A 2525-nucleotide genomic window follows, 5' to 3' on the forward strand; every position below is an offset into this window, starting at 1 on the left:
GCGCGTAGCGGGCGGGCATGTGGGTCATGGGTGGGTGGCGCCACAGCACCTCGTCCAGGGCGTCGTCGACGCCCAGGCGCCCGCCGCGCATCCGTCCGGCGAAGCGCGGGTCGGTGAGCATCAGTTCCAGGGTGCGGGCGATCCAGATGGTGGTGGTCTCCTGCCCGGCGGAGATCATCACCACCATGGACTGCAGGACCTCGGGGTCGTCGCGCAGGCCGGGGTGGGCGAGGAACCTGGAGGTGAGGTCGTCGGTGGGTGCGTCCCGGCGGGCGTTCATGACGTCGGCGAGGATCTCCTCGAACCGGCGGTTGCCGACCTGCGAGTCGTCGGCGGAGCCGAACAGGGCCGCCAGACCGGCCAGCAGCTCGTACCGCTCGTCCATGTCCAGGCCGAACAGGGCGGCGATGGCGAGCAGCGGTATGGACTGCGCGTACTCGGCCACCAGGTCGGCACTGCCGCGGCCGGCGAAGTTGGCGATCAGGTCGGCGCACATCGCCTGGACCGACCGCCGCATCCGCCGCTGGTCGATCGCGCTGACCCCGTCGTCCAGCGGCCGGCGCAGCCGCCGGTGCTCCTCCCCGTCGGCGCCGATGACATTGGCCCGCCAGAACATCATCGGACCCAGCCCGGAGTCCGGGGCGACCACACCGGTCCGGAAGTCGCCCCAGTTGCGTGCGTCGCGGGAGTAGAGCTGCTCGTTGCGGGTGATGGTGAGCAGCTCCTGGTAGCCCATCACGAGCCAGGCGGACACACCGGGTTCCAGCTCCACACGGGCGACGTCGCCCCACTCCTCGCGCAGCCGGCGGTAGACGCCGTGCGGATCGGCGGCCGCCGTCACCTCGGACAGGGAGGTGAGCCCGGCCGTCGTGGCGCGGGCCGGGCAGCCCGGCGGGGGCGAGGGCGTCATGAGGCCACCTTTCGCGTGAGGGAGAGGTCGGTCGCGTGCTGGACGAGGGCGATCAGCACATCCATCGCCTCGGTCCGGTCACGGGCGTCGCACTCCACGATCGGGGTCTCGGGCAGCAGGTCCATCGCCTGCCGCAGCTCCTGCTCGCTGTACCGCCGGCTGTCGGGGAAGCGGTTGACCGCCACGACGAAGGGCGTGTCTCCGCGCAGTTCGAGCTGGTCGAGCACCTCGAAGCTGTCCTCCAGACGGCGTGTGTCGACCAGGACGAGCACCCCCACGGCGCCCTCGGCGAGGCCCTCCCAGAGGTTCCAGAAGCGGCGCTGACCCGGGGCGCCGAACAGGTACAGCACCAGACGGTCGTTGAGGGTGATACGGCCGAAGTCCATCGCGACCGTGGTGGTGTGCTTGTCCGGCAGACCGGCCAGGCGGTCCACCCCCGCGCCGACCTCGGTCATGGTCTCCTCGGTGCTCAGCGGCCGGATCTCACTGACCGAGCCGACCAGCGTGGTCTTGCCCACGCCGAGGGCGCCGACGACGAGGATCTTCACCGGCTGCTGCACGGTTGGGGGCAGGTAGCGGTCAGCGGAGCTTGCGGAGACCATGCAGTACCTCCTCAAGGAGTGACGGGTCGGGGGAGGAGGCGGCCGGGATACCCGAACGCGCCTGCAGATGTCCGGAGTCCACCAGGTCGGACGCCAGGATGGTGACGATGCTCACCGGAAGCTCCAGGTGGACGGCGGCCTCCGCCAGGGAGAGCAGCCGCGCGCACATCGTCAGCAGTGCCCGCTCCTGACGGCTGGCCGAGACCGGCAGGGGCTTGTCCGGGTCGGCCAGCAGCAGGGTGTCGACCCGCAGGGTGTTGCGGGTCGGCCGCGACCGCCCCCCAGTGAGCACATACGGCCGCAGCGGGTCGTCCCGGTACTCCTGGGGGTTGCTCATGCCTGGGCTTCCTGGCGGGCCGGAGTCGCCAGCCCCCGCTCCCCGAGCTTGAGGACCTGGGCCTGCATCTGCTGAGCCACCAGGGCCGGGTCGACGACCGCCTCGGTGACCACCGCCAGGTGCGAGCCGGTGGCCGCGGAGCGGATGAACAGAAAGCCGCCGTCCCACTCGGTCAACTGCTGGCGCACCGCCTGGTTTCCGGAGCCGAACTCCTGCGCCAGGCTCTTGCCCAGGGACTGCAGTCCGGAGCAGGCCGCGGCCAGCCGGTCGGCGGTCTCCCGGTCGGTGCGGTCGCACCATGTCACCGGAAGCCCGTCCGAGCTCAGCACCACGACGTGCCGCACCCCCTGCACCGACGTGACGTCGGCGACCATCCAGCTCCGCTCCTGCGTCATGTGCTGGTCCTGCGTCATCGGTCTTCCTCACTCCTGCGTGTTGTTACGGACGTTGTCGCCGGCGTCACCGGCCGTGTCACCCGGATCCGGGTCCGCGCCCCGTCCTCCGTGGAAGTAGGCGCTCATCCAGTTCGCCGCCTGTTGCGGCGTCAAGGCCGGCGAGACATCCGCCGCCGCGGCCGAGGAGGCGGTCTTCGGTGTGCCCCGCAGGGAGCGCCGCTGCGGGAGCTGCGACGGCGCGGTGTCCTCGGCCGCGTCGGGGGCGGGGTGTCGCGAGGGGG

Annotated in this window: 4 protein-coding genes and 1 pseudogene; all 5 read right to left on the reverse strand. The window is 71.6% G+C overall.

What is annotated here, in order from left to right; all coding sequences use genetic code 11:
- Positions 1–910: cytochrome P450 (locus C1I97_RS35270; protein WP_111007029.1), on the reverse strand; the 910-nt coding region annotated here is incomplete at its 3' end.
- A complete protein-coding gene (locus tag C1I97_RS35275; protein WP_111007030.1) occupies positions 907–1512 on the reverse strand; it encodes a GTP-binding protein in 606 nt (201 codons plus the stop codon). The genes C1I97_RS35270 and C1I97_RS35275, both read right to left, overlap by 4 nt.
- A complete protein-coding gene (locus tag C1I97_RS35280; RefSeq protein WP_111007031.1) occupies positions 1490–1849 on the reverse strand; it encodes a DUF742 domain-containing protein in 360 nt (119 codons plus the stop codon). Before C1I97_RS35280 ends, C1I97_RS35275 begins: the two co-directional genes overlap by 23 nt.
- Positions 1846–2262: a roadblock/LC7 domain-containing protein gene (locus C1I97_RS35285; RefSeq protein WP_111007032.1), complete on the reverse strand. Its 417-nt coding sequence runs from the start codon at positions 2260–2262 to the stop codon at positions 1846–1848. The genes C1I97_RS35280 and C1I97_RS35285 overlap by 4 nt, the downstream gene beginning before the upstream one ends.
- 9 nt (positions 2263–2271) lie before the next feature.
- A pseudogene (locus tag C1I97_RS40355) lies at positions 2272–2525 on the reverse strand (hypothetical protein); the annotation flags it as partial.

It is taken from the genome of Streptomyces sp. NTH33, from assembly GCF_003236365.1.
Classification (GTDB): Bacteria; Actinomycetota; Actinomycetes; order Streptomycetales; family Streptomycetaceae; genus Streptomyces.

Excerpts from the sequence above, each read along its gene's own strand:
- C1I97_RS35285 (WP_111007032.1), bottom strand. The coding sequence starts at position 2,262 with ATGACGCAGGACCAGCACATGACGCAGGAGCGGAGCTGGATGGTCGCC.
- C1I97_RS35280 (WP_111007031.1), bottom strand. The coding sequence starts at position 1,849 with ATGAGCAACCCCCAGGAGTACCGGGACGACCCGCTGCGGCCGTATGTG.
- C1I97_RS35275 (WP_111007030.1), bottom strand. The coding sequence starts at position 1,512 with ATGGTCTCCGCAAGCTCCGCTGACCGCTACCTGCCCCCAACCGTGCAG.